The sequence below is a fragment of the Pseudomonas sp. N40(2020) genome (assembly GCF_014472415.1).
GTDB lineage: Bacteria > Pseudomonadota > Gammaproteobacteria > Pseudomonadales > Pseudomonadaceae > Aquipseudomonas.
This window is the reverse complement of record NZ_JACSZV010000046.1, coordinates 26,950-51,651: the sequence shown is the minus strand read 5'-3', so window position 1 is coordinate 51,651 and position 24,702 is coordinate 26,950. Positions and strand designations below refer to the sequence as shown.

Sequence of the window (24,702 nt, the reverse complement as noted above, 5' to 3'; positions counted from 1 at the left end):
TAGTCCATTACTGTGTCCCATGACTAACTCGTCGTATCGTTTTGTCAGTCGGGCATCTAGCCCGGTCATTTGATATCCATGCCGTCCTTTTATAGACCAGGATCGGGAGATGTGTAGATACCAATGCTTATCGCGGGCAAGCCCGCTCCCACAGGTTTATCGTCGGATGCAAAATATGTGTACGACACAAAACACTGTGGGAGCGGGCTTGCCCGCGATGCTTTTAGAATCGAGTTTGCACTGCTAGCTCAAAGGTTCGCGGCGTACCCAAATAGTACGCCGGCGAAACATGCGCAAATTCGGCATACACCTCATTGGTCAAATTGCGCACTCGCCCGGTAACGGTGGTGTGCGAATCAACCTTGTAACTGAGGAAACTGCCGAACAGCGTGTACGACGGCACGGTCATGGTGTTGGCGTTATCGGCAAACACCGACGCCACGTAACGCGCATCGACCCCGCCTTGCCACTGCGGCGAGAAATCATAGGTCAGCCACAGATTGCCGACCCGGTCCGGAACGTTGGTCGGTGTGTTGCCTTTGCGCGACACGATCACGCCAGCCGCATTCTTTTCAGTGAAGTCATCGTACTGCGCGTCGACCCAGGCGAAGTTACCCTCGGCCAGCAGTTTGTCGGTGATCCGCAACGAGCTGGCAATCTCGATCCCTTTAGACGTCTGCTGACCGACCGGGATGCTGCTGGTCGGGTCCAGTGGGTCGGTGACGGCAAAGTCCTTTCGTTCAATCGTGTAAGCCGCCACGGTCGCCGAGCCACGCCCGTTCAGATAATCGAACTTGCTGCCGATTTCCCATTGCTTGCCGGTCGAGACGTCGAAGTCTTGCGTGCCGTTGGGCTGCTCGGCGGCGGTGCTGTATTGCACGTAGACGTTAGCCGATGGGATGAACTGATAGGTCAGACCCGCGCGACCGGTGATTGGCTCCCAACTGCGCTTGAGGTGCCTGGGATTGGTGGCGGTCACGGCGCGGTGGTTGGTCACGTCGAGATCGATGTCGTCATAACGCAGGCCGGTGAGCAGTGACAGTTTGTCGGTGAGCGCCAGCCGGTTTTCCACGAACAGCGCTTTGGTGGTGACCTCGTTGGTCTTATCGCTGATCAGCTTGGGATTGGTGCCGGGAATGCCATAGAAATGCCCCGGCCGGTAGTTGTTCGGGTCAACCGTGCTCGCGCCTTTGATGTTGAGCGGCGAGTTGGTGGTTTGATTGACCTTGTACTCGAAGCCGCCTGACCACGTCGTATCCAGACCCAGCAGCGTGTTGTCGTGGCGCAGTTCGAACTGGTTGCCGTTCTGCTCGCCCTGATGCCGTACCTGATACGCCGTCGAGCGATTCACCGCCGTGTTGTCGGCGTTGTACTGGTAGGTTTCCAGGTTGCGGTAATCGCGCTGGCTGTCGAGGTGATACAGGGTATTGCGCAGGGTGGTGTTGTCGTTGATCCGGTAGTCGATGATCGAGCGCACCCAGATCGTCCGCTGTTCATATCGACCGTCTTCGACGTTGTAGTTGTTGAAGCGATTGTGTTTGTCGATCTTCAACTCGCCGGCCTTGGGGTTGAGCACCGGGGTGCCCCAATACGGACTGTCTTCGTGTTCGTCCTGATATTCCAGCGCCAGGGTGTGCGACAGGTTCGGCGTGAGGTCGCTGAGCAATGAGAACGCCACGCTCCAGGCATCGCGTTCCTGACGGTCGATGTAGCCGTTACTGGTGTTGTGGCTGACGTCGAGACGTGCGTAGTGCTGCATCTCGCTGCTCGGGTCGGTCAGGGCATGGTTGAGGCCGAACGCGGTTTCGGTGGTGTCGTAAGTGCCGTAGCTGACCCTGCCTTCAACAGCCTGTTCGTCGCGGGTTGCCAGTTTGGTCACGTAGTTCAACGAACCACCCACGGAGCCTGCGCCGTTGATCAGCGATGAAGGGCCACCGACCAGTTCCACTCGATCATAAATCCACGCATCTACCGGGCGGGCGAGTCCGCCGGACACGTTGATGCCGTTGAACATCTGGGTGATCTGGCTGCTGGTGAAGCCGCGATAGGAGACGAAGCCGCCAAAGCCTGGCGGTGCGCTGGCATTGACGCCGGGCAGGGTGTTGGCGGCGTCCTGGAAGTTCTGTGCGCCGTGGCGTTCGATGTCGTTGCGATTGGCAATGGCCACCGAGGCGGGCGTATCGCGCATGCTCAAGCCGAGGCGCGAGGCCATGCCGCTGGATTGGTCGAGGCTCAGGCCCGGTTCGGTGCCGGACTCGCCGTCGATGGTGATCGGCGCCAGATCCAAGGTGGATTGCGCCCAGACGTTAACGGACAGGCAGCCGCACAGGCTCGCCAGCAGAGTGAGTTGTTTCATTGTTGAATCCTGAATGCTTGTCTAGGAGTCAGCGCACAGGCGAACGCCGCGCGTTGGCGCAGTGGGCTGACAAATCAAAAAGGCAAGAACACTCAGGCGAGCGGTGGGGCGCGAGGGTTGGCCGAGGGCCAAGTGGAGCGGGCTGGGAGGTCGGCGCTGACGATCGGCGCCAGTGGCGGGCTGTGTTGTTCCGGCAGGATCGCCAGGGTCAGGCTGGAATTGAACGCCGGGCCCATGCCGCCTGTTGAGCAAAGTGGGCAACCGAAGGCTTTGGACAGGGTTGGCAGTTTTTCTTCGGACGGGTTGGCGGCGAGCGGCGCTTGCGTCGCCGGGTCCACGGTACAGAACTGGCCGCCGATACCGTTGAGCTGCATGCCGACCATTTGCCCGTGTCCGATGCTGCAGACGAACACGTTGAACAGGACGCAGCAATAGAGCATCCAGGCCAGCAGTGAGCGATCGGAACGGGAGAATTTCATGGGGCGGCACTTTACCGTACCGCTGATCGGTCGTGCACTTGAAAAAAATGCGACTAGGATGATTTGTTCAAATCCCTTTCAAGGATTTCAACCATGACCTTTGTGTTGGCTCAATGGCTGGTGACAACGTTCGCGGTAATCGCCCTGGTACATGTGTATTTGGCGCTGGGTGGGCAATGGGCGGCGGTGGCGGCAGTGCCGCAAGTACCGGTGGAAGGTTTTGTGAAAACGGTGCGACCGGCGTTCAAACCGTCGGGCTGGATTACTTTGGTGGTGGCGGCTGCGTTATTGGCGATTGCCGCTTTGGTGTGTCTGCGGGTCGGGTGGGGAATGCCGGCGGTGCATCACAAGGCGCTGCAATGGGTGATCAGTGCGATTGCGCTGTTGATGTTTGCCCGGGCGATTGGTGATTCGAATCTGGTGGGGTTCTTCAAGGAGGTGAAAGGCTCGCGGTTTGCGCGGCTGGATACGTGGGTGTATTCGCCGTTGTGTCTGGCGTTGGGGGCGGGGTTGTTGGCCGTGGCTTGGGTTTAGGGTCGCCTGGAGAATGCTTTGGCGAGCAGGCTCACTCCTACATATGAAATGCGTTCCCCTGTAGGAGTGAGCCTGCTCGCGATAGCGTCAGTTCGGACAACTTAAATCTTCAGCTTCCGCTCTCGGTTCGCCGACTGCTGACCTCGGCCGGCACATCATCCCCAGCCATGCGCTTGCGGAACAACGCCGCCCGCGCCAGCAGCAACGTGGTCACCGGCACCGTGATCGCCAACAGAATCGGAATCAGCCATGCATGTATCACCGGCCCGGACTTCAGCGCCGAGAAGCAGATGATCGAAGCCAGCGCCACGCACCACGCTCCCAGCGTCGAGGCCAGTGCCGGCGGATGCATGCGCTGGAAATAGTCCTTCATTCGCAACAATCCGGTCGCGCCGATCAGCGCAAAAATGCCGCTCAGTACCAGCAGGATCGCCACCGGAATCTCAACCCACAGAGACAATTCAGCGTTCATTCGATCACCTCGCCACGCAGCAGGAATTTCGCCAGGGCAAACGAGCCGACGAAGCCGAACAGCGCAATCAGCAGCGCCGCCTCGAAGTAGGTGTCACTTGAATAACGAATGCCCAGCGTCAGCATCATCAACATGGCGACGATGTAGAGGTAATCCAGCGCCAGAACCCGATCCTGAGCCGAGGGTCCTTTGAACAGCCGAACCAGCGTCAGCACCATCGCCAGCGAGAACAGAAACAGCGTCAGCAAAATTGCGTTCGACAGTAATGGGCTCATTCGAAAATCTCCATCAGCGGTCGCTCGTAAGCAGTCTTGAAGTGCTCAATGAACTGCGCTTCGTCATCCAGATCCCAAACGTGCAGCAACAAAATGCTGCGATCCAGTGCCAATTCCGACCACACCGTGCCGGGCACGACCGTGCAGATCATCGCCAGCGTCGCCAGACCGTGAGCATCGCGCAGGTCGAGCGGCACTTTGACGAAGCACGAACGAGGTGGGCGGCGGCCGGCATTGAGCACGCCCCAGGCGACGATCAGATTGGACATCACCACGTCACGACCGACGAGGAGGAACAGGCGCAGCATGGTCCCCGGGCGGCGGATGCGCACTTGTTTCGGGCGTAACTTGCGCATCATCAGCGGTGCAGCAAAACCCAATATCGCACCGAGCAGCAGATTGCCCGGGCTGATCGACAAATTCAGCGTCAACCACAGTGCCCATAGCGCCAACGACAGTAACGGTGCAGGAAATACACGCTTCATGGCTGTACCTCCAGTTGGGCTGTCTTGGCTTCCGGACTCGGTACGGCGCGGGTGCCGAGCACCGCCATCACGTACTGCTGCGGGTTATTCAGAGCATCGGCGGTGGCCTGGGTATAGCGCAGCAGCGGTTCGGCCTTGAAGGTCAGGGCGATGCTCAATCCCAGCAGCAGGAAGATCGGTGCGCATTCGAGTTTGCGCAGCAACGGCGATGGGCGCTCCTCCGGTGTCCAGAAGCGTTGGATACCGAGGCGCGAGAACGCCATCAACGAGGCCAGTCCGGACAGGATCAGCAGTGCCAGCAGCGCCCACGCCGCGTTGGAAATTGGCGCGTCGGTACCGAGGCCCAGTGGATTGAGCAACGCACCGATCAGGCTGAGTTTGCCGATGAAGCCGGACAGCGGCGGCATGCCGATGATCAGCAGGGCGCAAGCGATGAAGCTCAAGCCAAGAAATGCCATCGTCCACGGAATGACCTGACCGACCACGGCTTTCTGCTCGTCGTCGAGGTTGATGCCTTTGGGCGGTTGCAGTGATTCCTGCGGACGAGGCAGCAATTCGCTTTCGTCTTCCAGCGGGATCTCATTGGCCGAGCGCGAACGTTCGATCAACTCGGAAAGAAGAAACAGCGCACTCAATGCCAGTGTCGAACTGACCAGATAGAACAGCGCGGCGCCAATCAGGTTCGGCTGGGCGAAACCAACGGCCGACAGCAGAATCCCCGCCGACACCAGAATGCTCAGGCTGGCCATGCGTTCCAGGCGTTGTGCGGCAATAATCGCCAGTGCCGCGCAGGCCATGGTCGCCATGCCGCCGTAGATCAGCCAGTCAGCACCAAAGAACGCCGAAGCTCCGGCTTGCCCTGAGAACAGCAGTGTCCACAGGCGCAGCAGGGTGTAGACGCCGACCTTGGTCATGATCGCGAACATTGCCGCCACCGGTGCGCTGGCCGAAGAGTAGGCCGGTACCAGCCAGAAGTTCAGCGGCCACATGCCGGCCTTGGCCAGGAACGCGACCGCGAGAATTCCTGCGCCCGCGTGCAGCAAGCCTCGGTCGGCTTCCGGCACCAGCGGAATTTTCAGCGCCAGATCAGCCATGTTCAGGGTGCCGGTCACACCATAGATCAATGCCGCGCCGATCAGAAACAGCGACGAGGCGAGCAGGTTGATCGAGATGTAATGCAGCCCCGACGATACCCGTGCCCGACCGGAGCCGTGCAGCAACAGGCCATAAGAAGCGGCGAGCAGCACTTCGAAGAACACGAACAGGTTGAACAGATCTGCGGTCAGGAACGCTCCATACAGACCCATCAACTGAATCTGGAACAACGCATGGAAGCTCGATCCCGCACCGTCCCAGCGCGCCATCGCAAAGAGCAGGGCACTGACGCCGATGATCCCGGTCAGCACCAGCATCAGCGCCGACAGGCGATCGACCACCAGCACAATGCCGAACGGCGCCTGCCAGTTGCCGGGCAGGTATACGCCGATGGAGCCGGGCACGCCGGTGGTCTGCGTCCATTGCAGCAGCATCACGGAAATGAACAGGCCGATGAGGCTGGAGAACAGATTGATTTTCGCCTTCAGCGGCCGGTGCTTCTCGCCGAGCATCAGCATGATGGCGGCGGTCAGCAGCGGCAGCAGAATCGGTGCGGCGATCAGGTGAGTCATCGCCATCATTCTTTAGGCTCCCGGCCGTCGACATGGTCAGTGCCGGTCAAGCCGCGCGAGGCGAGCAGAACGACTAGGAACAGCGCGGTCATGGCGAAGCTGATGACGATTGCAGTGAGTACCAGTGCCTGTGGCAGCGGGTCGGTGTAGTGCAGCAAGTCTTGCGTCACGCCGTCCTTGATCACCGGTTCCTTGCCGATGAACAGGCTGCCCATGCTGAAGATGAACAGGTTGACGCCGTAGGACAGCAGGCACAGGCCCATGACCACCTGGAATGTCCGTGGCCGCAGGATCAGCCAGACGCCGGATGCGGCGAGGACGCCGATGGCGATTGCGATGACTTCTTCCATCAGACGGCTCCTTTGCTGGCGACGGACTTGGGCAGCGCTGCAGTCTTGTGACCACGCACCGATTGGTGGGCGAGGGCGGTGAGGATCAACAGCGTCGAGCCCACGACCACCGCGTACACGCCGATATCAAAGAACAGCGCACTGGCGATATGGATGTCGCCCAGCAGTGGCAGAGTGAAATGCCAAGTGTGGGTGGTGAGGAACGGGTAACCGACGGCCATCGCACCGAGACCGGTGGCGGTAGCGAACAGCAACCCGGTGCCCATCCAGCGCAGGGGCCGTAGACTCATTTGCGCCTCGACCCACTGCGTGCCGGCGACCATGTATTGCAGGATGAACGCCACCGACATCACCAAACCGGCGACAAAACCGCCGCCCGGCTGGTTGTGCCCGCGCATGAACAGATAGCACGACACCACCAGCGCAATCGGCAGCAGCAGGCGAACCAGTACCGCCGGCACCATCATGAAACCGAGCGCGGTGTCGCTGGCCGAGCGCGGGTTGACCAGATCGGTGACCACGTCCGGCGCCAGCAGGCGTTGCTGGGCTGGCAGTTGCAGGCTTTCTTTCGGCGGGCGGAAGCGGCGCAGCAGTGCGAATACAGTCAGCGCCACGGCGACCAGTACGGTGATTTCACCAAGGGTATCGAAGCCACGGAAGTCCACCAGCATCACGTTGACCACGTTGCTGCCACCGCCCTCGGGCATGGCGCGGCTGAGGTAGAACGAGGAGATATTGTTTGGCGTCTGCCGCGTCAGCATGGCGTAGGACAGCAGTGCCATGCCGCCACCGACCGCAATAGAAAGCAGCAAGTCGCGCAGACGGCGAATGCGCGCCTTGCGCAGGCTGCTCGGCAATGGCGAGACTTCTTCGATCCGACGTGGCAACCAGCGCAGACCCAGCAGGATCAGCACGGTGGTCACCACTTCGACCGCCAGCTGCGTCAGCGCCAGATCCGGTGCAGAGAACCAGACGAACGTCACGCAAGTCATCAGCCCGCAGACACTGACCATCGTCAGAGCGGCGAGACGGTGATACTTGGCCTGCCACGCGGCGCCGAGGGCGCAGGCAATTGCCAGCAGCCACAGAGTCACGAAAACAATGGAACCAGGAATCTTCGGCCGGTCGCCCCAACTCAGGCTGCTGTGCAGCATCGGAATCAGGCCGGCGAGCACGGCAGCCAACACCATCAAGAACAGCTGCATTTGCAGGCGTCGGGTGCCGAGTCGGCGTTCTACCCGACGGGCCATGCGCATCATCACTACCAGGCTGCGCTCGAACAGGCGTTTACCGTTGAAGCGGCCCACCAGTGGCGGATATTTGAAGCGGCCCTGTCTGAACTGATTGCGCAGTAACAGGTAGAGCACGATGCCGCCGGACATGGCGATCAGGCTCATGATCATTGGCGCGTTCAAACCATGCCAGATTGCCAGGCTGTATTCGGGAAGGGTGCCGCCGACTACCGGCAACGCCGCAGCGGCCAATAATGGACCGACGATTTGTGCCGGAAAAATCCCCACCAACAGGCAGGTGAACACCAGCAATTCCACCGGCGCACGCATCCAGCGCGGCGGTTCGTGCGGGGTGTGCGGCAGGTCGGTGGCCGTTGGGCCGAAGAACACATCGACGGTGAAGCGCAGCGAATAAGCCACGCTGAACGTGCCGGCGATGGTCGCGACAATCGGCAATGCCGCTTCAACCCACGCCGTGGCGTTGATGAACACGGTTTCGGCGAAGAACATTTCCTTCGACAGGAAGCCGTTGAGCAGCGGCACACCTGCCATCGAAGCACTGGCAACCATGGCCAGCGTCGCGGTGAACGGAATCAGTTTGATCAAACCGCTGAGCTTGCGGATATCGCGGGTGCCGCTTTCGTGGTCGATGATGCCTGCGGCCATGAACAGCGAGGCTTTGAACGTAGCGTGGTTGAGGATATGGAACACCGCAGCGACGGCGGCCAATGGACTGTTCAGGCCCAGCAGCAGAGTGATCAGGCCGAGGTGGCTGATGGTCGAGTAGGCCAGCAATCCTTTCAGATCGTTCTGGAACATCGCGCAATAGGCGCCGAGTAACAACGTACAGGCGCCTGCGCCGCTGACGATGTAGAACCATTCTTCACTGCCGGACAGCGACGGCCACAGGCGCGCTAGCAGGAACACCCCGGCCTTGACCATGGTTGCCGAGTGCAGGTACGCGGAGACGGGCGTTGGCGCCGCCATCGCGTGGGGCAGCCAGAAGTGGAACGGGAACTGGGCGCTTTTGCTGAGTGCGCCGATAAGAATGAGGGGTAGCAGAATAGGGTAGAGGGCATGTGCGCGAATCTGGTCGCCGGCGGCCAGGACCTTGTCCAGGTCATAGCTGCCGACGACATGGCCGAGGATCATGACCCCCGCCAACAGGCATAGTCCGCCAGCACCAGTAACCATCAACGCCATATAGGCGCCGCGACGAGCGTCGGCGCGGTGGTGCCAGTAGCCGATCAGCAGGAAGGAGAAAAGGCTGGTGAGTTCCCAGAAAAACACGATCTGGATCAGGTTGCCGGAGATCACCAGACCCAGCATGGCGCCCATGAATGCCAGGAAAAACGCGAAGAAACGCGGCACCGGATCATCCGGCGACATGTAATAGCGGGCATATAAGGAAACGAGTGTGCCGATGCCCAATACCAGCATCGAGAACAGCCAGGCGAAGCCGTCCATGCGCAGGACGAAGTTCAAGCCGAGGCTGGGCAGCCACATGAATTCTTCGCGGATCACGCCGCCGTGGGCGATTTGCGGGTACAACATTGCCACCTGGACGGTGCCGATCAGAGCGACCAGACCAGCCAACAGGGATTCGGTATTACGCGCGTTGTGTGGCAGCACCGCTGCCAGACAGCTGCCAATGAATGGCAGAAGCAGTAGAACTATCAGGGACATAGGCTTCTAATCTGCGGAAGTTTGTGAAGCATCATACGTGCCAGCTCCCTGATCACCAAACGCGAGGATGTCTCAGAATCCTACAAAGTAGTCTGGATATTTGTGTTTGGCCTTGTTTCAACGGCGAAAAAAGATCGCAGCCTTCGGCAGCTCCTACAGGAAAACGCATTCCAATGCAGGAGCTGCCGAAGGCTGCGATCTTTTGATCTTGCTTTCAATTGCCGTTGTCGTTCTCCAGTGCGCCCTCAGTTTCAACGGCAGCTTTACCTTTGGTCTTCAACTCACTGACAATCACCGCCGCCACAATCAAACCGGCCCCCACCAGCGCAATCGCCGGCAACCGCTCACCGGCGATCCGCCCGACTATCCCGGCCCACACCGGCTCACCGGCATAGATCAACGTCGCCCGGGTCGGCGAAACACTCTTCTGTGCCCAGTTCATCGCCACTTGAATCGCCGCACTCGCCGCGCCCAGGCCCAGCGCTGACGCCAGCAACAGCCAGGAGAAGTCTGGAATCGCTTCACCTGTCGGTACCACCATCAAGAATGACAGCACCGAAGTCGTCGCCAGTTGCACCACGGTCACCCGGCGTACATCAACCTGGCCTGCGTAATTGCTGATCAGAATGATCTCGGCCGCAATGGCAATGGCGCTGATCAGCGTGGCAATCTCGCCCGGGCTGAAATTCAGTGAAGCGCCGGACGGTCCCGACAACAGCATCAACCCGGTAAACGCCAGCATGATCCCGATGCTCGGCATCAACCCCGGTCGGCGCCCCAGCACCAGCCATTGCAGCAACGGCACGAACGGCACATACAGAGCGGTTATGAACGCAGATTGACTGCTTGGAATCGTCTGCAATCCTACCGTCTGCAAGCCGTAACCAAGCATGATCGCCACGCCGATGAAGGCGCCGGCCTTGAGTTCGAACAGGGTCAGTTCGCGCAGATGACGCCAGGAGAACAAGGCGACGATGGCAGCCGCCGCTGCGAATCGCAGACCGACAAAAAACATCGGCCCACTGACGGTCATCGCGTGCTGCACCAGCAGAAAGGTGCCGCCCCAGACCATGGTGATCAGCACCAGGACGCACTCGGCTTTGCTGAAACGGGAGAAACGGAGGGAGGTGTCGGGGCGATTCACTGACGTCATAACCTTGCGCACTATAAAAGGCAGGACGCACAATGCGCCCAACGTTGCGCAGTATACTGCCCAACCCCACCGAGTGAGCAATATAGTGCCCAAAGATTCCAGCCAACGAGCCTCCGTCCTGCAACACGTCAGCCAAAATGTCCGGCGCCTGCGCCACGCGGCCGACATGAGCCAGACCGCGCTGGCGGAAAAATCCGGGGTGAGCCGGCGCATGCTGGTGGCGATCGAGGCGGGCGAAAAGAATGTCAGCCTGACCACCCTCGACCGCGTCGCCGAAGCGCTCGACGTCGCTTTCAGCGATCTGATCCAGGCGCCCGATGCTCGTGATCCGAGCCGGATCAACGAGGTGGCGTGGGCCGGCGTGATTCCCGGTAGCAAAGCGGTATTGCTGTCGAAGGCTACCGCGACCCGCGAAGTTGAACAGTGGGAATGGTGCCTACAGCCCGGTGAGGTCTATCCCTCGCAACCGGATGCCGACGGCTGGAGCGAACAGATCTACGTGTTTGAAGGCTGCCTGACGTTAATGCTGGGCGATCAGCCGCAGCCCATCGGTGCAGGGGAGTTCTTCATGTTTGCCAGCAATCAGCCGCATGCCTATCGCAATGACGGGGATGTCGCGGCGCGGTTTGTCCGTAATGTGGTGATTTGAATGAGTCTGCGCGCAGATATCCTGATTATTGGTGGTGGCCTCAGCGGCACCATGCTGGCGGTGCAATTGCTGCGTCTGCCCGGTCAGCGCAAGATTCTGATTATTGAACCGCGAGCCGAACTGGGGCGGGGCGAGGCTTACAGCGCTGTCGAATTGGGCCATACGCTTAATGGCAACGCTGCGCGGATGAGCGTTGACCCGGATAACCCGAATGACCTTACGCAGTGGCTGACCGAGCATATTACCGCCGGTGGCTGGCCGGAGTCGGCTGAGCAAGATGTGCCTGTCAGTGAACTGTTCCCGCCTCGTGGGTTGTTTGGCATTTACGTGCAGCAGCGGTTGGCCGAGGCGCGCAGTGTCGGTGCGCAACAAGGCTCGACCGTCGAGCATATACGCGCAGAGGTCGTCGACCTGCAAACCGACACCGATTCGGTACAACTCACTCTGAGCGATGGACAGCACTTACGGGGCGCATACGCGGTGCTCGCCACCGGTATGTTCCCCGCCGCGCGCACGCCGCAAAAACAATCCAGTGGCGTTAATGCTGCGGCACTTGATCCGTGGGATGTCACGGCCATGCGCGAACTCGATCCGCAATCCACCGTGCTGATCATCGGCTCCGGCCTGACCATGGTTGATGCCGTGGTCTCGCTGGAGCAGGCCGGGCATCAGGGGCCGATTGAAGTGTTTTCCCGTCATGGGCTGCTGCCCCATGTGCGGCGCCAACCACCGGTTTGGGTGGATTTCCTCGCTGAAGATCACAACATTCGTTCGCCCCGGCAGTTGTTGCGCGAATTGCGTCGACATTGCCGCGATGCCATCGCCCAAGGTATCGACTGGCAAGCACCGCTGGACACGGTACGCGCGCATATCGGACGGTTGTGGAGTCAGGCGACTGACGTGCAGCGTCGACAATTCGTACGTCATGTTCGGCCCTGGTGGGAAAGCCATCACCATCGTTCGCCGCCGCTGAGTGCGCAGTTGGTTGAGCGTCTGCATGACGAGGGACGTTTGCGGATTCAGGCCGCTTCTTTCAAAGGGCTTGAGCCGTGCGCGGAGGGTGAGGTGAGTATTCGCATTCGTCGGCGAGGCGAGGCTGAAACCTGCGTGGTGCATGGCGCGGCGTTGATCAATTCCAGTGGCATCGAGTACGACTGGCGTCGCGTCGCGAGGCCGTTACCGCAGCAATTGCTGGCGCGGGGGCTGGTGCGCCCGGGTCCGTTGGCGTTGGGGATTGCGGCGGCGATTGACGGCGCAGTGCTGGATGAGCACGGGCAGGCAGCGAACCGGTTGTTCGCCATGGGGCCGCCGTTGCGCGGGATGTGGTGGGAGAGTACGGCGGTGACGGATGTGGCGTTGCAGGCGAAGGCGTTGGCGGTGCGACTTGTGGTTTGAGGTTGTTCTGCCGGGCCTCATCGCTGGCAAGCCAGCTCCCACAGGGACTTATAGTGTTCAGAAAAATCGTGAACACCTCTAATCATTGTGGGAGCTGGCTTGCCAGCGATAGCGGATCATCGGTCAACATGGATGTTGAATTCGATGCGCTATCGCCAGCAGTTGGCTTTTACGCCACCACTCGATAGCACGGCACATACGCCGCGCCGCCCGGCAGTTTCATCCGGTGCTGGGCGACGAAGGCTTTGAGCAGAGCATCCAGCGGTTGCATGATCACCGCATCACCACGGATCTGATACGGACCGTGTTCTTCGATCAGGCGAATACCCTTGTCCTTGACGTTGCCAGCAACGATCCCGGAAAACGCCCGACGCAGGTTGGCCGCCAGTTCGTGGGGTGGCTGGTCGCGGTTGAGTTTCAGGTTGGCCATGTTTTCGTGGGTCGGATCGAACGGACGCTGGAAGCCTTCGTCGATTTTCAACAACCAGTTGAAGTGAAACGCGTCGTTGCGCTCGCGGCGGAACTGCTTAACGGCTTTCAGACCCTGAGTCATCTGGCGCGCGACTTCGGCCGGGTCGTCGATGATGATTTCGTAGTGCTGTTTCGCCGCTTCGCCGAGGGTGGCGATGACGAAGGCGTCGAGCTGCTCCAGATACGGTGCGGCATGTTTCGGCCCGGTCAGGATCACCGGAAACGGCAGACCGGCGTTATCCGGGTGCATCAGGATGCCCAGCAAGTACAGGAACTCTTCAGCGGTCCCGGCGCCGCCCGGGAAGATGATGATGCCGTGGCCAACGCGGACGAAGGCTTCCAGACGTTTTTCGATGTCCGGCAGGATCACCAGCTCGTTGACGATCGGGTTCGGCGCTTCGGCGGCGATGATGCCTGGCTCGGTCAGGCCCAGGTAGCGACCGCCATGTATCCGCTGTTTGGCGTGGGCGATGGTCGCGCCCTTCATCGGGCCTTTCATCACGCCGGGGCCGCAGCCGGTGCAGATGTCGAGGCTGCGCAGGCCCAGTTCGTGGCCGACTTTCTTGGTGTATTTGTATTCTTCGGTGTTGATCGAGTGGCCGCCCCAGCACACGACGATCTTCGGCTCGACGCCCGGGCGCAGGGTGCGCGCATTGCGTAGCAGGTGAAAGACGTAGTCGCTGATGCCTTGCGAGGTGCTCAGGTCGATGCGTTGGCTATCGAGTTCGTTTTCGGTGTAGACGATGTCGCGCAGGGCGCTGAACAGCATTTCCCGGGTGCTGGCGATCATTTCGCCATCGACGAAAGCATCGGCCGGAGCGTTCAACAGCTCCAGGCGCACACCGCGATCCTGTTGGTGAATGCGGATTTCGAAGTCCTTGTAGGCTTCGAGGATGGTCTTGGCGTTATCGACATGGGCGCCAGTGTTGAGGATGGCCAGGGCGCACTGGCGAAAGAGGGTGTAGGTGCTGCCGGATCCGGCTTCGCTCAGTTGCTGAACTTCACGTTGAGAAAGGGTTTCCAGGCTGCCTTTAGGGCTGACCGAGGCGTTGATTACGTGTCGTTGGGTCATGCAATGATCCTTAAAACGATGTCATCCACAAACCAGGCGAATGGCATCCGAATAGTGTGTATCCATGAATGAAGATGGCACGATCTGCGCTGTACCGCCATGTCCCCGTTGATTGGTGAAAAGATGAAAAGGAGCCCCAGCATAGCTAAATCCTTGGTAGAGGCGATAATGCGCGGGCCAGTTTTTTCCGTTGCCCTTTTTGTCATTCAAGGAAGTCAGTCGTGATGTTCGAGATTCAGCCAATGGACGCCGTCACTTTTCGCCAGCAGACGCGGCGCAGCACAATGATCATTGCCGTGCTGTTCCTGGTGCTGGCGATGTTGTTTTCGACGGTGGCGGTGGCACTGTTTGGCGAGCCCGGCGGCGATAACCTGCGCTTCAATGTCGGCGGAGTGTTTGCGGCGTTCCTGCTGACGGCGGCTTTGTTGCGCGGGCGCTTCTGGAATCAGACCTGGATGGCCCCGGCTATTTATAGCTGGCGGCTCAAGCGCAATCTTATGAGCGTCACCAATGTGATGCATCAGGTGACGGCGGCAGTGCAGAAGAATGATCCGACGGCGATGAAGGTATTGCGTTTCTATCACTTGGGACTGACGCAGATGCATGAGCTGGACGGTAACTCCAGCGATCATGCGCAACTGCACCGTGAAGTCGAAGCGCACAAGGAGCGGATGCAGGCGCTTGGTTTTGATATCGATCAGCCACGCCTTGATCCGGCGTGGCTGGAAGTTCTCAAGCAGACGTCTCGTTAGTCTGTATCAGACAAAAACCAGTGAGCGGTGAGTGCCGGCTCCCGCACGTGCGCCATCACCTACCGAGACGGCAACCGAACCGGCGGCGAGCGCCGCGTCCCCGCATGCAAACACGCCCGGTATGCTGGTCTGTTGCATGGCGTCGGTTTGAATGAACGGGCCCATCGGGCCGTCTTCAAAAACACAGCCCAGTTGCTCGGCCAACGGGCTGGCCATTCGAGTGCGAGGCATGGCGAACAGACCGGCAACGCTGATCACCCGGCCATCGCTGAGCACTACATCTGCTCGCTTACCGCTGATATGGCTGACCGTTTGAGATTCCAGCGTCACGCCGCGTCGATCGAGTTCTGCCAGTTGTTCGGCGTCCGGCTCGAACACGCCGTTGGTGAAGAAAGTGGTCTGGCCCCAATCCGGCAAGAGCAAGGCGTGGTGGATCGACAGCGGTGACGTCGCCAGCACGCCAATTGCGCCCTGATTCAGTTCATAGCCGTGGCAGTACGGACAATGAAACACGCTTTTACCCCAGCGTTCTTGAAGGCCCTCGATGGCGGGTAATTCATCGATGACACCGCTGGCGATGATCAGTCGTCTGGCGCTGGCTTGCTGTCCGGTGGTGGTGCGCACCTGGAAGCCTTGGTCTGTCTGACGTGCTTCCAGCGCGGTATCTGCCAGCCATTGCACAGACGGATAAGCCAGCAGTTGCTTCCGGGCGTCTTGGGCGATATCGCCTGGCGCACGTCCGTCCTGTCCGAGAAATCCGTGGGAAGTTTCGGCAAATCGGTTGCGACGCAGGCCCGAATCCAGCACTAGCACTTTGCGTCGGGCGCGGGCCAATTGCAGGCCTGCAGACAGTCCAGCATAGCTGCCGCCGACAATGATGACTTCGTACACCATGATCCAATCTCCGTGTGGGGTTTTCACGGCACACCGTAAGTTACGTGAAATATGCCTGTCAATAGTCTCGTAACTTCAGACATTGCAAGCGATACTCGGCGCGTCTTGGCAAGGGCTTGAAAAGGATCATCGATGAGAAATGACACTCGGCTGTCGCGCATGCTTCATGTATTGATTCACATGGATCGCCACGAAAAACGTGCGACCTCGGAAACCATCGCCGGCATGCTGGGCACCAATCCGGTGGTGGTGCGGCGCACCATGGGCTTGCTCAAGGAGCAGGGGTTCGTGACGTCGGAGAAGGGGCATCAGGGTGGTTGGGCGCTGGCCAAACCTTTGGGGCAGATCTCGCTGCTGGACATTCATCAGGCGCTGGGCACGCAGTCGATTTTTGCGATCGGCTTGTCGACGGATCATCCGGAGTGTCTGGTCGAGCAAGCGGTGAATGCCGCGCTGACGCGCACCTTCGATGAAGCGCAGGCGCTGTTGCTGTCGAGGTTGGGCGGCATCACCCTGGCGGATTTGGCGGCAGATTTCGATGCGCGCTTCACATCAGTCCGCGAGGGTGAGACAAGTTAAGAGTGTGCAGCGGCTCGGCGAAGTTTCCACGAGCGAATCAACCGCCCGTAGACCAGCAGGTTAACCGCCAGTACCACACTGCCCAGCGCCAGTTGAATCTGCGGGGTGAGCCCGGCGGGGTAGATGATCGGCCAGATGTAATGCTCGATGAAACCGCCGGCGTATTCGGTTTGCCCGGCGGCGTGGCGCATGAGGTTTTCCCAGTAGGTCAGCGGGCAGGTCAGGTGCAACATCTCGACCGCAAAGCCCCACGCGGCGGCGGGTATATGCAGCCACATCAGCCGCGGCCACTTGAGCACCAGCAGCCCGCCGAACAGCACGAACAGAATGAATAGCAAATGAAACAGCACCAGCCCATCGGCTGCGATTCGGTACAGCATGTCGTTTCCCTGACGCGATTGTGAATGGCGCTATGTTACGCGCAGGGCTTGGGCAGTTGCGCAAGATTATTCAAGCTTTCCAGCGGCATTTGCTGGCAGAGTCTTTGGCTGGTTTCTTCGCTTTGCTGCATTGGTGGTTTTAAGTGGGTCGATGAAACTGTTCTACGCTCTAAGGATGATGATTTCTTCCAAAAGCGAGGTGGGCATGGCAATCGAGCAGACACGTCCGGATGATGATGACGATGAGCCAACGGAAGCGGAGATAGAGGAGCAAAAAAGACGACAAGAACAGACCTGGAAACATGACGACAGCAGAGAGTTGTCGGATCGGGATCAGGAGCGTCCGCTGAAACCCTGAATGCCCCATACAAAAAGCCCCGTATCAAACGGGGCTTTTTGCATTTTAAAGGTCTTCCAACTGTGTGAAGTCCGGATGTGTTGCCCGATATCCCAAGGTTCTGTCGATCCACGCGTTGAGTTCGTTGACCATCACCGGCGCGTGACCGGGATACCCCTCGAGGGTGGTGCGCAAGATACGTTCGATGTCAGGGACTGAACTCAGGTTTCGGGTCTTGATGTAATGGCCGATAAAACAGTCGAGTTGAAAGCGTTCTGTCGTGGACAGATAGACACACTCCAGGCCCTTGGCCTGTTTGATTGCAAAATCGTCGCGCAACTTAGTTCTCTGCAAGGCTTAAAAAGAGTTGTAGGGAATTTCCTTGTTTGTTGACTCTTTGGTCAACTGGTATACCAAATGGAAATGCGGCGCGCATGCTATCCGTAGCGCATCTAAATGTATGTATGACGGTTGAAATGTCAGACAGGCGGTTAATTCACTCAAACGACTGTTTAGCGGGTTGCTGTTTCTTTGTTGAAACAGTCGTTGTAACGAAACGGAATCACTCTCGGTTAGTGCCTTTTGATAACGCGCCACGGCAAAAAATCTTTAGACCACTTCATCAATCAAGCCTGCGACTTGATTGCGTGAATTGCCCACGGCTCTGTCGACCTTGTGCCATTCGAACACCTCGGTTTTTTCACCTTCGAACAACAGCATTTGTTCGGCCCGCTCCAGCGGTGTGGCCGTGTCGAGCCATTCGCGTGCCAGTTCTGCGCCAAACACCACCGGGCGGCGGTCGTGGATGTCGAGCATGCCGCCCTCGCTGTCGGCGGTGATGATCACGAAGCCATCGTCATCCCGTGCTTGCGTATCGGGTGTCGGAAATTGACCGATCCCGGCGCAGAAAACCGGCCCGTGATCGGCCCGACGAATCAGCCAGGGTTGTCGGGTGTGATCCTCTGCATCCACCCACTCAAACCAGTTGTCGACAGGCACGATCAAGCGATGACGCCAGATCGACCGGAAGAACGGCCCGTGGGCAACTTTTTCAACGCGTGCATTGATGGGCGGTGCTCGATCCTTGGCCCAATGCGGGCGCCAGCCCCAGCGCAGATTTTGCGCATGAACCTGGTGATTGTGTTGCTGAAGGATGGCCAGCGAAGTGGTTGGCGCAGCGTTGTAGTGTGCCAGTGGTGCGTCGCCGACATGGTTGATCAACGCATCGGGAATGCTCAGCACCGCGACGAAGTCGTGAATGCCACGGTATTGCGAGAGTCTTCCGCACATGGGCTGAATCTCCTGTAGGAAATATCAGCTTAGTTGGCTCTCGGTATTTGCAGTGATGAGCTTATGCATTAATCGAATTTAAAATTCGGTGGTTAAGAGCGTTATGGTCTATGCATCCTCCATTTGCAGGACTCGCCATGAAGCTTTCCCGTTTGCTCCGCAACACGCTGACCGTTGCATTGCTCGCATCGCCTTTGTCCTACGCTGCCGAGCCTGTGGTCCTGCATGTCGGCGACCAGAATTACTACAACATCCGCGCCTCGGTGGAAGCATCGGGCGTGTTGAAGGACGCGCCGTACACGGTGGACTGGAAGCATTTCCAGGCAGCCGCACCGTTGGCTGAGGCCTTGCAGACAGGTTCTCTCGATCTGGGATTCCTCGGCGATTCAGGTTTTCTGTTTCTCGCTGCGAAACAGGCGCCCGTGAAACTGATCGGCGTGTCACGGCAGAACCCGGACACCATCGCGTTGCTGGTGCCAAAGGATTCGCCGGTAAAAACCATCGCTGACCTGAAGGGCAAGAAAGTCGCTTACTGGCCCGGCGCATGGAGCCAGCAACTGACCTTGCGCGCACTGGAGCAAAGTGGTCTGCCAGAGAACTACGTCGACTTCGTCAAGCTGATGCCGATTGATGCGGCTGCGGCTTTGCCGCAGGGCAGCATCGATGCCTTTCCGGTGTGGGAACCGTACATTTCCCAGCAGATTCTGTTCTCCGGCGCTCGTCCGATTCTGACCGCGAAGAATCTGATGCCGGGGCTTAGTGCGATTGCAGCATCAACACCGTCTGTCGATAGTAAACGTGAGGCGATAGCCGATTTTCTCGGGCGTTTAAAGCAGGCGCGCGCGTGGGTCGATAGCCATACCGACGAGTACGCTGACTTGTGGGCGAAGAAGGCCAATCTTGATCAGGAGGTTTCGCGGCACTGGTTGCGCCAGGCGCACATGACGGTCGGACCGGTCGATCAACAAGCCGCGGCCGACCTGCAAAGCACTGCGGATTTCCTGTTTAAAGTTAAAGCGTTGCCGGCACCGCTGGCCACGTCGGGGATTATCGACACCTCGTTTGAGCAGGCGCTGACTCGCTGAACGAGCGCCGGAACCAAACCCTGTGTACCTTATCCAACCTCAGCTCGCAGAACCGAGCGCAGGGATGGATAAGGGCGAGGGAGCGTTGCCGATCGACAACATGACCGCAGTGGTCGGGCTCAAGGCAAAACATGACATCCGGATTCAAGCTTCTTTGTGCGGCGGCCATCGTTTTCGGACTGGCAGGCTGTATCGCCGCGCCCATCGAAATGACTGCGAAAACCGAAACACGGCTGAAGGATCAAGCGCCGGTTCGTTTTCTGCTGACGTTCGATGACGGCCCCAGCGCTTCAAGTTTCTGGAACCCATCCGCCACGGTGCTCGACAGTCTGAAGGACAATCCGCTGCAACCGGACATCAAAGCCGTGTTTTTCGTCCAGACTCGTGCGCCTCGGGCCGGTCATAGCGAGATCGGCCGTAGCATCATGCGACGTGAGCACAATGAGGGGCATATTCTCGCGTTTCATACCGCCACTCACTGGCACACCAACCATCGCTCGCTCGACCCACAGCAACTCGAAGAGTCCCTGAGCAACGGCGCAGCGGACATCGCGGCCATTACCGGAGCGCCGCCCGAGTTGTTGCGCCCGCCATTCTGGAACTACGACAAACGTACTTTCGCCGCCTATCAGCAACACGGGCTGCACGTTTTGTTGACCGATTTGAGTGCCAATGACGGCAAGATCTGGGGTTTCAATGCCAGCCCGCGTCGACGGGCGAACCTGCTTCGGCAGTTATCGGAAGTCCGCGAGCGCATTGCCCAAGGCGAAATTCCAACCGTGGACGGGGTGATTCCGGTGGTAGTGACCTTCCATGACCTCAACCGCTATACCGCGCGGCATATGCGTGAATACCTGCAAATCCTGCTTGATAGCGCTGCGGCTACCGGCGTGAGGCTGGCGGACAAACCGTTCTATGATGACCGCGCTGCATTGGAGAAGGCTGCACTGGCGCGTACTGTTCAGAAAAGCTCTGAGTCGGTGCAGTTGCCGGGGCTCTGGAACTGGATCTGGGGCCATGACGCCCACTGAGAGACAGATGGAATATGTGATCAAGTTGGCGTTTTTCGGGCGAGCGGGGCGGTAATCGCTCATCTATGCTCATCGGATCGATCCCGCGCCTGTGAGGCGTCCGCTCATGCTCGCCATTGCCGACATTTGCCGCATTGTCGAATCCGGCTTCCCTGCGCTGAAGTGCGACTGCACGCAAGTAGGGCAGGGGTTATTGCGGATCAAGGTTTATGAGCCGGACAGCGGGCGCGTCGAGTTACTGCTCAATGGCGTTTCCCCGGAACATCTCGTCACGATCCGTGACATTTCCAATTTCATCGGCGAATTACGCACGGAAATAAGCGCGGGCCGCAGGGCTTTCGCCGGCTGAACATCATAAACGTCGTTGAAAAGCCTGGACGATGCGCAAGGTCGCGTCGCTGGTATGCAGATTGTGCACGGCATTCAGCGGGTGCCAGATGCAGTCGATGATCTCGTTCTGCGGGCGTGCCTGATCAATATTCACCACTGAGGCTTCATAGACGTGATGCCGGGTGCTGCCGCTTTGTAGTTCCATCAGGTAAAGCACGTCGTCGGTCTCCAGCCCTGTTTCTTCCCGCAATTCGCGCACGGCTGCATTCGCTCGGGTTTCACCGGGCTCGACTTTGCCTCCGGGCAAAGTCCAGCGGCATCGAGGTTTGCGCACCAGGAGAATGTGACGGTCCTGTTCGCAAATGACGGTTGCTCGTACTTTCATCTGTTACCTGTTAAATGCCTGTCACGAATTGGTAATAAAAATGCAATATTCGAGCCAAGCCATTCTTTAAAGGTTCCTGCAGGAGGCAATAATGAAAAAGCCCCGGTTTACGCCGGGGCTCGTGTTGGGTGGGACGAGTCAGTATCAGTGGACTTTGATTCGGCTGATGGCGCGCGCCTTCACTTCTCTGGCGTACAACTGCAGTCGCTCTTCATCGCTTTGCAAAACCTCGCAGGATCTCAGGACTGTCTGGGCGTCCGCTTCGTTACCGGACTTGCGCAACTGTTCGGCGATGCGTTTAAGGTCGACTGCCGACCAGCGCAGATCCGATGCGACACTCTGCAGGTCGCGTTGAAGTTCGTGTTCGTATTCGTTGAGCCGCATGATCACCTCCGGAACATTCTCGGTAGAAAAGAGTAGCCGCATTTTTCACCTGTCGCGCGTAGCTGGTCTGTCATTGGCCTGATCGATGTAAAAAATTGTCCTATGTTCATTGAGGGCGCGGTGCCACGATGGATGTGTACTACGGTTAGGCGTTACATTCGCTTTTTTTGATTAAGGGAACACCATGCGAATATGGATCGGGAGTCTGGCGTTGGCCATGTTGGCGGGATGCTCGCTGCCGACATCGTTGGTGCCGGGTGAGCCCAATGTGAGCAAAACCAGTGACAAGACGCCAAGGGACTATGCCGCTTGTGTATTACCGTTATGGCAACAGGATGTCGCCAAGACCTCGCAGACTTCGATTTCCAACGGCTATCGTATTACTGCGCCAAGCATTATCACGGCTGACGAGATTCTCGATATCGTGAAGTACAAGGACGGTAGCCGCGTGTCGTTGTACCAGGGGCCGCCATGGGCAAAATCCGGTTCGTTGCGCAAATCGGTGCGCGATTGCCTGTAACGCCATTTATGAGCGTAAAAAAAGCAGAAACCGCATCAACGGTTTCTGCTTTTTTTTGGCTTTTCAGGGGCGGTCAGTCTGAAATGTCGGTCAGTGGGATAGTACCGACATTGCCCTTTTTCTCGCGGCGATCCTGAATCCAGTCCTCCACTTGCTGGCCGAACTCCGCTGGCGCTTTGCGTCCGACTTTTCTCGCAATGTCGAGAATGGTTTGCTGTGAAAGCGCTTCTTCCATGCGGTTTTGCGCGGTCATCATGGCCGCGTGGATCGAGCAGGTGCCTTCAATCGCCCACTCCGGGGGACTGCCTTCAAACAGCGCGCAACGCCCGCGAATGTCCCGGCATTCGAAAATATTCTTGCGACCATCGATGGCTTTGACGATATCGAGCAGGGTGATTTCGTCGGCCGGCCGCGCCAGGCTGAACCCGCCGCGCACACCTTCAGACGCCACTACCAGTTTGCCTTTGGCCAGTTTGGTGAAGATCTTCGCCAGATATTCCACTGGCACGCCTTGCAATTCTGCCAGGTCACGCACGCTGGCTTCGCGGCTGTCGCCTCCGCTACCCACCAGAAAAGTCAGGCAATGAATGCCGTATTCGACGCCTGCGCTGTAAAGAGACATATATAAGTCCGACTTGATTTGTCGTAAATGCTAACAGTCTGATGCCGACTCGGCAATCTGTCAGATCAAATGCAGTTGCATACTTCTGTGTCATTTCTCCAATAAAGCTGAGGCTTTTGGCAGTTTATCAAGCGCGATCAATATCTAATATTTCGTTTAAATCTATCAGTAAATCTGACTTGTTGGATTTATATACGACCAATAGAGTCGGCGCTATTGGGTTGGCAGTGTGTGGCTTTCGGCAACATCGATCACCTTTCTTTCAGCGGTTTGGCTTTTTCTGGAGAAACACTATGAAGCAGCAGATTCTGATTATCGGCGCGGGTTTTGGCGGTATGTGGTCGGCGTTGAGTGCGACGCGTCTGGTGGATCTTCACGGTCGTGATGACGTCGAAGTCAGCGTTCTCGCGCCGCAGGCCGAGTTGCGTGTACGTCCGCGATTCTACGAGCCGAATGCTCATCAACTGGCTGCACCGCTGAGTGAACTGTTCGAAGTGGTCGGCGTTCACTTCATCAAAGGCGCGGCCGAGACCATCGATGTCGCGCAAAAAACGGTCGGCTACACCGATGCCTATGGCGTGAAGCAAGTGCTCCACTACGACAAATTGGTGTTGGCGGCCGGCAGTGGCCTGGCACAATCCGACACACCTGGTGTCAGCCAGCACGCCTTTGATGTGGACCGGATCGAAGCGGCCATTCACCTGGAAACTCACCTCAAAGCCCTGAAAGACCTGCCGGAAAATCAGGCGCGCAATACCGTTGTTGTCGCGGGTGGCGGTTTCACCGGTATTGAAACGGCGACGGAAATGCCGGCGCGTCTGCGCGAGATTCTCGGTGAGCAGGCTGATATCAAGGTTGTCGTCGTCGATCGTGGACAGAAGATCGGTGCCTCGATGGGCGAAGAAATCAGTAAATCCATCGTCGAGGCCAGCGAGGAACTGGGGGTTGAATGGCGCTTGGGCGTTTCGGTGCAATCAATCGACGCTAACGGTGTGACCCTGTCGGACGGTCAGCACATCGACGCGAAAACTGTCATCTGGACCACCGGTGTGCGCGCCAGCTCCCTGACTGGACAAATCCCCGCCGAACGCGATAAGCAAGGGCGCCTGCACGTCGACGCGCACCTGAAAGTCATCGGTCAGGACGATATCTTCGCCACCGGCGATGTGGCCTACGCCGCTACCGACGATATCGGCAACTACGCGCTGATGACCTGCCAGCATGCGATCTCGCTCGGTCGTCACGCCGGCAATAACGCTGCGGCGCAGATTCTCGGTGTTGACTCGACGCCGTACAGCCAACCGAAATACGTAACGTGTCTGGACCTTGGTGCCTGGGGCGCGGTGTACACCGAAGGCTGGGATCGTCAGGTGAAACTGGTTAAACAGGAAGGCAAAGCTTTGAAAACCCAGATCAACACTCAGTGGATCTATCCGCCGGCGGCTGATCGCGTGAGTGCTCTGGCGGCTGCCGATCCGATGATTCCTGTGGTTGCGTAAAGCCTCTTCGTTCCAAAAAAATCCCGCGCCGGTTCAATCCGGGCGGGACTTTTTTCTCATATGCCGCAAGATGCTTCGCTGAGCACGATCCGACCGAACTCGGCATTGGCATCCTGTGGCGTGATTGCGAAGAGTTGGTCGAGACGGATGTCCTGTTGCGCACCTGCCTGTTCGATAACCATGAACTCCTCTTTGTCGCTGGAGGTGCGAGTGGTGATGGCCCGGGCAACCAGCCGCTGACCATCGATCAACTCGATATCCAATTGATAGCCGCGCATGCAGGCGATTTCCAGATAGTCGTGCAAATCGCAGTTCAGTGGCTGATAGCGGGTCATGGC

The 24,702-nt window shown here is 58.5% G+C and carries 29 protein-coding genes; 11 read left to right on the top strand and 18 right to left on the bottom strand.

All coding sequences use genetic code 11. From position 1 onward, the window contains the following. Positions 1-223: 223 nt before the first annotated feature. A complete protein-coding gene (locus IAI51_RS23935) occupies positions 224-2,356 on the bottom strand; it encodes a TonB-dependent receptor (protein ID WP_187680717.1) in 2,133 nt (710 codons plus the stop codon). A gap of 92 nt (positions 2,357-2,448) precedes the next feature. Beyond that, positions 2,449-2,835 (bottom strand): DUF2946 domain-containing protein, encoded by a 387-nt coding sequence (locus tag IAI51_RS23930; protein ID WP_187680716.1) that lies wholly within the window; start codon positions 2,833-2,835, stop codon positions 2,449-2,451. A 93-nt stretch (positions 2,836-2,928) separates the two neighbouring features. Here IAI51_RS23930 and IAI51_RS23925 point away from each other — a divergent pair, with 93 nt between their 5' ends. Then, positions 2,929-3,369, top strand: coding sequence for a DUF3995 domain-containing protein (locus IAI51_RS23925; protein ID WP_187680715.1), 441 nt, complete (start codon positions 2,929-2,931; stop codon positions 3,367-3,369). 109 nt (positions 3,370-3,478) lie between these two features. Here IAI51_RS23925 and IAI51_RS23920 read toward each other — a convergent pair whose 3' ends face one another. The 7 genes from IAI51_RS23920 to IAI51_RS23890 all read right to left on the bottom strand — a co-directional run bounded on the left by IAI51_RS23920 (position 3,479) and on the right by IAI51_RS23890 (position 10,689). Continuing rightward, positions 3,479-3,841, bottom strand: a complete 363-nt coding sequence (locus tag IAI51_RS23920) for a Na+/H+ antiporter subunit G (protein ID WP_187680714.1) — start codon at positions 3,839-3,841, stop codon at positions 3,479-3,481. Next, complete coding sequence (locus IAI51_RS23915) at positions 3,838-4,116, bottom strand: K+/H+ antiporter subunit F (protein ID WP_007910754.1); 279 nt, start codon at positions 4,114-4,116, stop codon at positions 3,838-3,840. The genes IAI51_RS23920 and IAI51_RS23915 overlap by 4 nt, the downstream gene beginning before the upstream one ends. Then, on the bottom strand, positions 4,113-4,601 hold the full coding sequence (locus IAI51_RS23910; RefSeq protein ID WP_187680713.1) for a Na+/H+ antiporter subunit E: 489 nt from the start codon (positions 4,599-4,601) through the stop codon (positions 4,113-4,115). Before IAI51_RS23910 ends, IAI51_RS23915 begins: the two co-directional genes overlap by 4 nt. After that, positions 4,598-6,277, bottom strand: coding sequence for a monovalent cation/H+ antiporter subunit D (locus IAI51_RS23905; protein WP_187680712.1), 1,680 nt, complete (start codon positions 6,275-6,277; stop codon positions 4,598-4,600). Before IAI51_RS23905 ends, IAI51_RS23910 begins: the two co-directional genes overlap by 4 nt. Beyond that, positions 6,274-6,618, bottom strand: a complete 345-nt coding sequence (locus IAI51_RS23900) for a Na+/H+ antiporter subunit C (protein ID WP_007910763.1) — start codon at positions 6,616-6,618, stop codon at positions 6,274-6,276. The genes IAI51_RS23905 and IAI51_RS23900 overlap by 4 nt, the downstream gene beginning before the upstream one ends. Beyond that, complete coding sequence (locus IAI51_RS23895; protein WP_187680711.1) at positions 6,618-9,536, bottom strand: monovalent cation/H+ antiporter subunit A; 2,919 nt, start codon at positions 9,534-9,536, stop codon at positions 6,618-6,620. The genes IAI51_RS23900 and IAI51_RS23895 overlap by 1 nt, the downstream gene beginning before the upstream one ends. 214 nt (positions 9,537-9,750) lie before the next feature. Next, positions 9,751-10,689, bottom strand: coding sequence for a DMT family transporter (locus IAI51_RS23890; RefSeq protein ID WP_187680710.1), 939 nt, complete (start codon positions 10,687-10,689; stop codon positions 9,751-9,753). A gap of 85 nt (positions 10,690-10,774) precedes the next feature. Here IAI51_RS23890 and IAI51_RS23885 point away from each other — a divergent pair, with 85 nt between their 5' ends. Next, positions 10,775-11,338, top strand: a complete 564-nt coding sequence (locus tag IAI51_RS23885; protein WP_187680709.1) for a helix-turn-helix domain-containing protein — start codon at positions 10,775-10,777, stop codon at positions 11,336-11,338. After that, a complete protein-coding gene (locus tag IAI51_RS23880) occupies positions 11,339-12,733 on the top strand; it encodes an FAD/NAD(P)-binding protein (RefSeq protein ID WP_187680708.1) in 1,395 nt (464 codons plus the stop codon). It abuts the gene before it with no gap. A 169-nt stretch (positions 12,734-12,902) separates the two neighbouring features. On the opposite strand, the gene ppnN is transcribed toward IAI51_RS23880, so the two are convergent. After that, entirely contained in the window at positions 12,903-14,276 is a 1,374-nt protein-coding gene (gene ppnN / locus IAI51_RS23875; protein ID WP_187680707.1) for a nucleotide 5'-monophosphate nucleosidase PpnN, read from the bottom strand. Positions 14,277-14,500: 224 nt separating this feature from the next. Between ppnN and IAI51_RS23870 the strand changes: the two genes are divergently transcribed. Next, complete coding sequence (locus IAI51_RS23870) at positions 14,501-15,028, top strand: DUF3087 family protein (RefSeq protein ID WP_187680719.1); 528 nt, start codon at positions 14,501-14,503, stop codon at positions 15,026-15,028. Between the two features lie 6 nt (positions 15,029-15,034). Here the strand turns inward: IAI51_RS23870 and IAI51_RS23865 are convergent, their stop codons facing one another. Beyond that, positions 15,035-15,922 carry an NAD(P)/FAD-dependent oxidoreductase gene (locus tag IAI51_RS23865; protein WP_187680706.1) on the bottom strand — a complete coding sequence of 296 codons (888 nt, stop codon included), beginning with the start codon at positions 15,920-15,922 and terminating at the stop codon, positions 15,035-15,037. 132 nt (positions 15,923-16,054) lie between these two features. On the opposite strand from IAI51_RS23865, the gene IAI51_RS23860 reads away from it, so the two are divergent. Beyond that, entirely contained in the window at positions 16,055-16,501 is a 447-nt protein-coding gene (locus IAI51_RS23860) for an Rrf2 family transcriptional regulator (RefSeq protein ID WP_187680705.1), read from the top strand. Here the strand turns inward: IAI51_RS23860 and IAI51_RS23855 are convergent. Beyond that, positions 16,498-16,881: a DUF2784 domain-containing protein gene (locus tag IAI51_RS23855; protein ID WP_187680704.1), complete on the bottom strand. Its 384-nt coding sequence runs from the start codon at positions 16,879-16,881 to the stop codon at positions 16,498-16,500. The genes IAI51_RS23860 and IAI51_RS23855 overlap by 4 nt on opposite strands. 151 nt (positions 16,882-17,032) lie before the next feature. Here IAI51_RS23855 and IAI51_RS23850 point away from each other — a divergent pair, with 151 nt between their 5' ends. Beyond that, on the top strand, positions 17,033-17,239 hold the full coding sequence (locus IAI51_RS23850; RefSeq protein ID WP_187680720.1) for a hypothetical protein: 207 nt from the start codon (positions 17,033-17,035) through the stop codon (positions 17,237-17,239). 45 nt (positions 17,240-17,284) lie between these two features. Here IAI51_RS23850 and IAI51_RS23845 read toward each other — a convergent pair whose 3' ends face one another. Together IAI51_RS23845 and IAI51_RS23840 are read right to left on the bottom strand one after the other, a co-directional pair. Continuing rightward, on the bottom strand, positions 17,285-17,557 hold the full coding sequence (locus IAI51_RS23845; protein ID WP_187680703.1) for a hypothetical protein: 273 nt from the start codon (positions 17,555-17,557) through the stop codon (positions 17,285-17,287). Between the two features lie 270 nt (positions 17,558-17,827). Continuing rightward, a complete protein-coding gene (locus IAI51_RS23840) occupies positions 17,828-18,508 on the bottom strand; it encodes an SOS response-associated peptidase (RefSeq protein WP_187680702.1) in 681 nt (226 codons plus the stop codon). A gap of 137 nt (positions 18,509-18,645) precedes the next feature. Here IAI51_RS23840 and IAI51_RS23835 point away from each other — a divergent pair, with 137 nt between their 5' ends. From IAI51_RS23835 to IAI51_RS23825, 3 genes are all read left to right on the top strand, one after another. Continuing rightward, positions 18,646-19,593: an ABC transporter substrate-binding protein gene (locus IAI51_RS23835; protein ID WP_187680701.1), complete on the top strand. Its 948-nt coding sequence runs from the start codon at positions 18,646-18,648 to the stop codon at positions 19,591-19,593. A 131-nt stretch (positions 19,594-19,724) separates the two neighbouring features. Beyond that, entirely contained in the window at positions 19,725-20,624 is a 900-nt protein-coding gene (locus IAI51_RS23830) for a polysaccharide deacetylase family protein (RefSeq protein ID WP_187680700.1), read from the top strand. A gap of 106 nt (positions 20,625-20,730) precedes the next feature. Continuing rightward, complete coding sequence (locus IAI51_RS23825; RefSeq protein ID WP_187680699.1) at positions 20,731-20,973, top strand: DUF1652 domain-containing protein; 243 nt, start codon at positions 20,731-20,733, stop codon at positions 20,971-20,973. A gap of 3 nt (positions 20,974-20,976) precedes the next feature. Here the strand turns inward: IAI51_RS23825 and IAI51_RS23820 are convergent, their stop codons facing one another. Together IAI51_RS23820 and IAI51_RS23815 are read right to left on the bottom strand one after the other, a co-directional pair. Next, the gene (locus tag IAI51_RS23820; RefSeq protein WP_187680698.1) at positions 20,977-21,339 is read right to left on the bottom strand and encodes an NUDIX hydrolase; all 363 of its coding nucleotides are present in this window, start codon (positions 21,337-21,339) and stop codon (positions 20,977-20,979) included. Between the two features lie 144 nt (positions 21,340-21,483). Further along, positions 21,484-21,723, bottom strand: coding sequence for a hypothetical protein (locus IAI51_RS23815; protein ID WP_187680697.1), 240 nt, complete (start codon positions 21,721-21,723; stop codon positions 21,484-21,486). Between the two features lie 184 nt (positions 21,724-21,907). On the opposite strand from IAI51_RS23815, the gene IAI51_RS23810 reads away from it, so the two are divergent. Continuing rightward, positions 21,908-22,243 carry a hypothetical protein gene (locus IAI51_RS23810; protein WP_187680696.1) on the top strand — a complete coding sequence of 112 codons (336 nt, stop codon included), beginning with the start codon at positions 21,908-21,910 and terminating at the stop codon, positions 22,241-22,243. 73 nt (positions 22,244-22,316) lie between these two features. Here the strand turns inward: IAI51_RS23810 and IAI51_RS23805 are convergent, their stop codons facing one another. After that, positions 22,317-22,865, bottom strand: a complete 549-nt coding sequence (locus tag IAI51_RS23805) for an RrF2 family transcriptional regulator (RefSeq protein WP_187680695.1) — start codon at positions 22,863-22,865, stop codon at positions 22,317-22,319. Between the two features lie 293 nt (positions 22,866-23,158). Between IAI51_RS23805 and IAI51_RS23800 the strand changes: the two genes are divergently transcribed. Then, positions 23,159-24,364, top strand: coding sequence for an NAD(P)/FAD-dependent oxidoreductase (locus IAI51_RS23800; protein WP_187680694.1), 1,206 nt, complete (start codon positions 23,159-23,161; stop codon positions 24,362-24,364). Positions 24,365-24,420: 56 nt separating this feature from the next. Here IAI51_RS23800 and IAI51_RS23795 read toward each other — a convergent pair whose 3' ends face one another. Then, positions 24,421-24,699, bottom strand: a complete 279-nt coding sequence (locus IAI51_RS23795) for a Rho-binding antiterminator (RefSeq protein WP_187680693.1) — start codon at positions 24,697-24,699, stop codon at positions 24,421-24,423. Between the last annotated feature and the right edge of the window lie 3 nt (positions 24,700-24,702).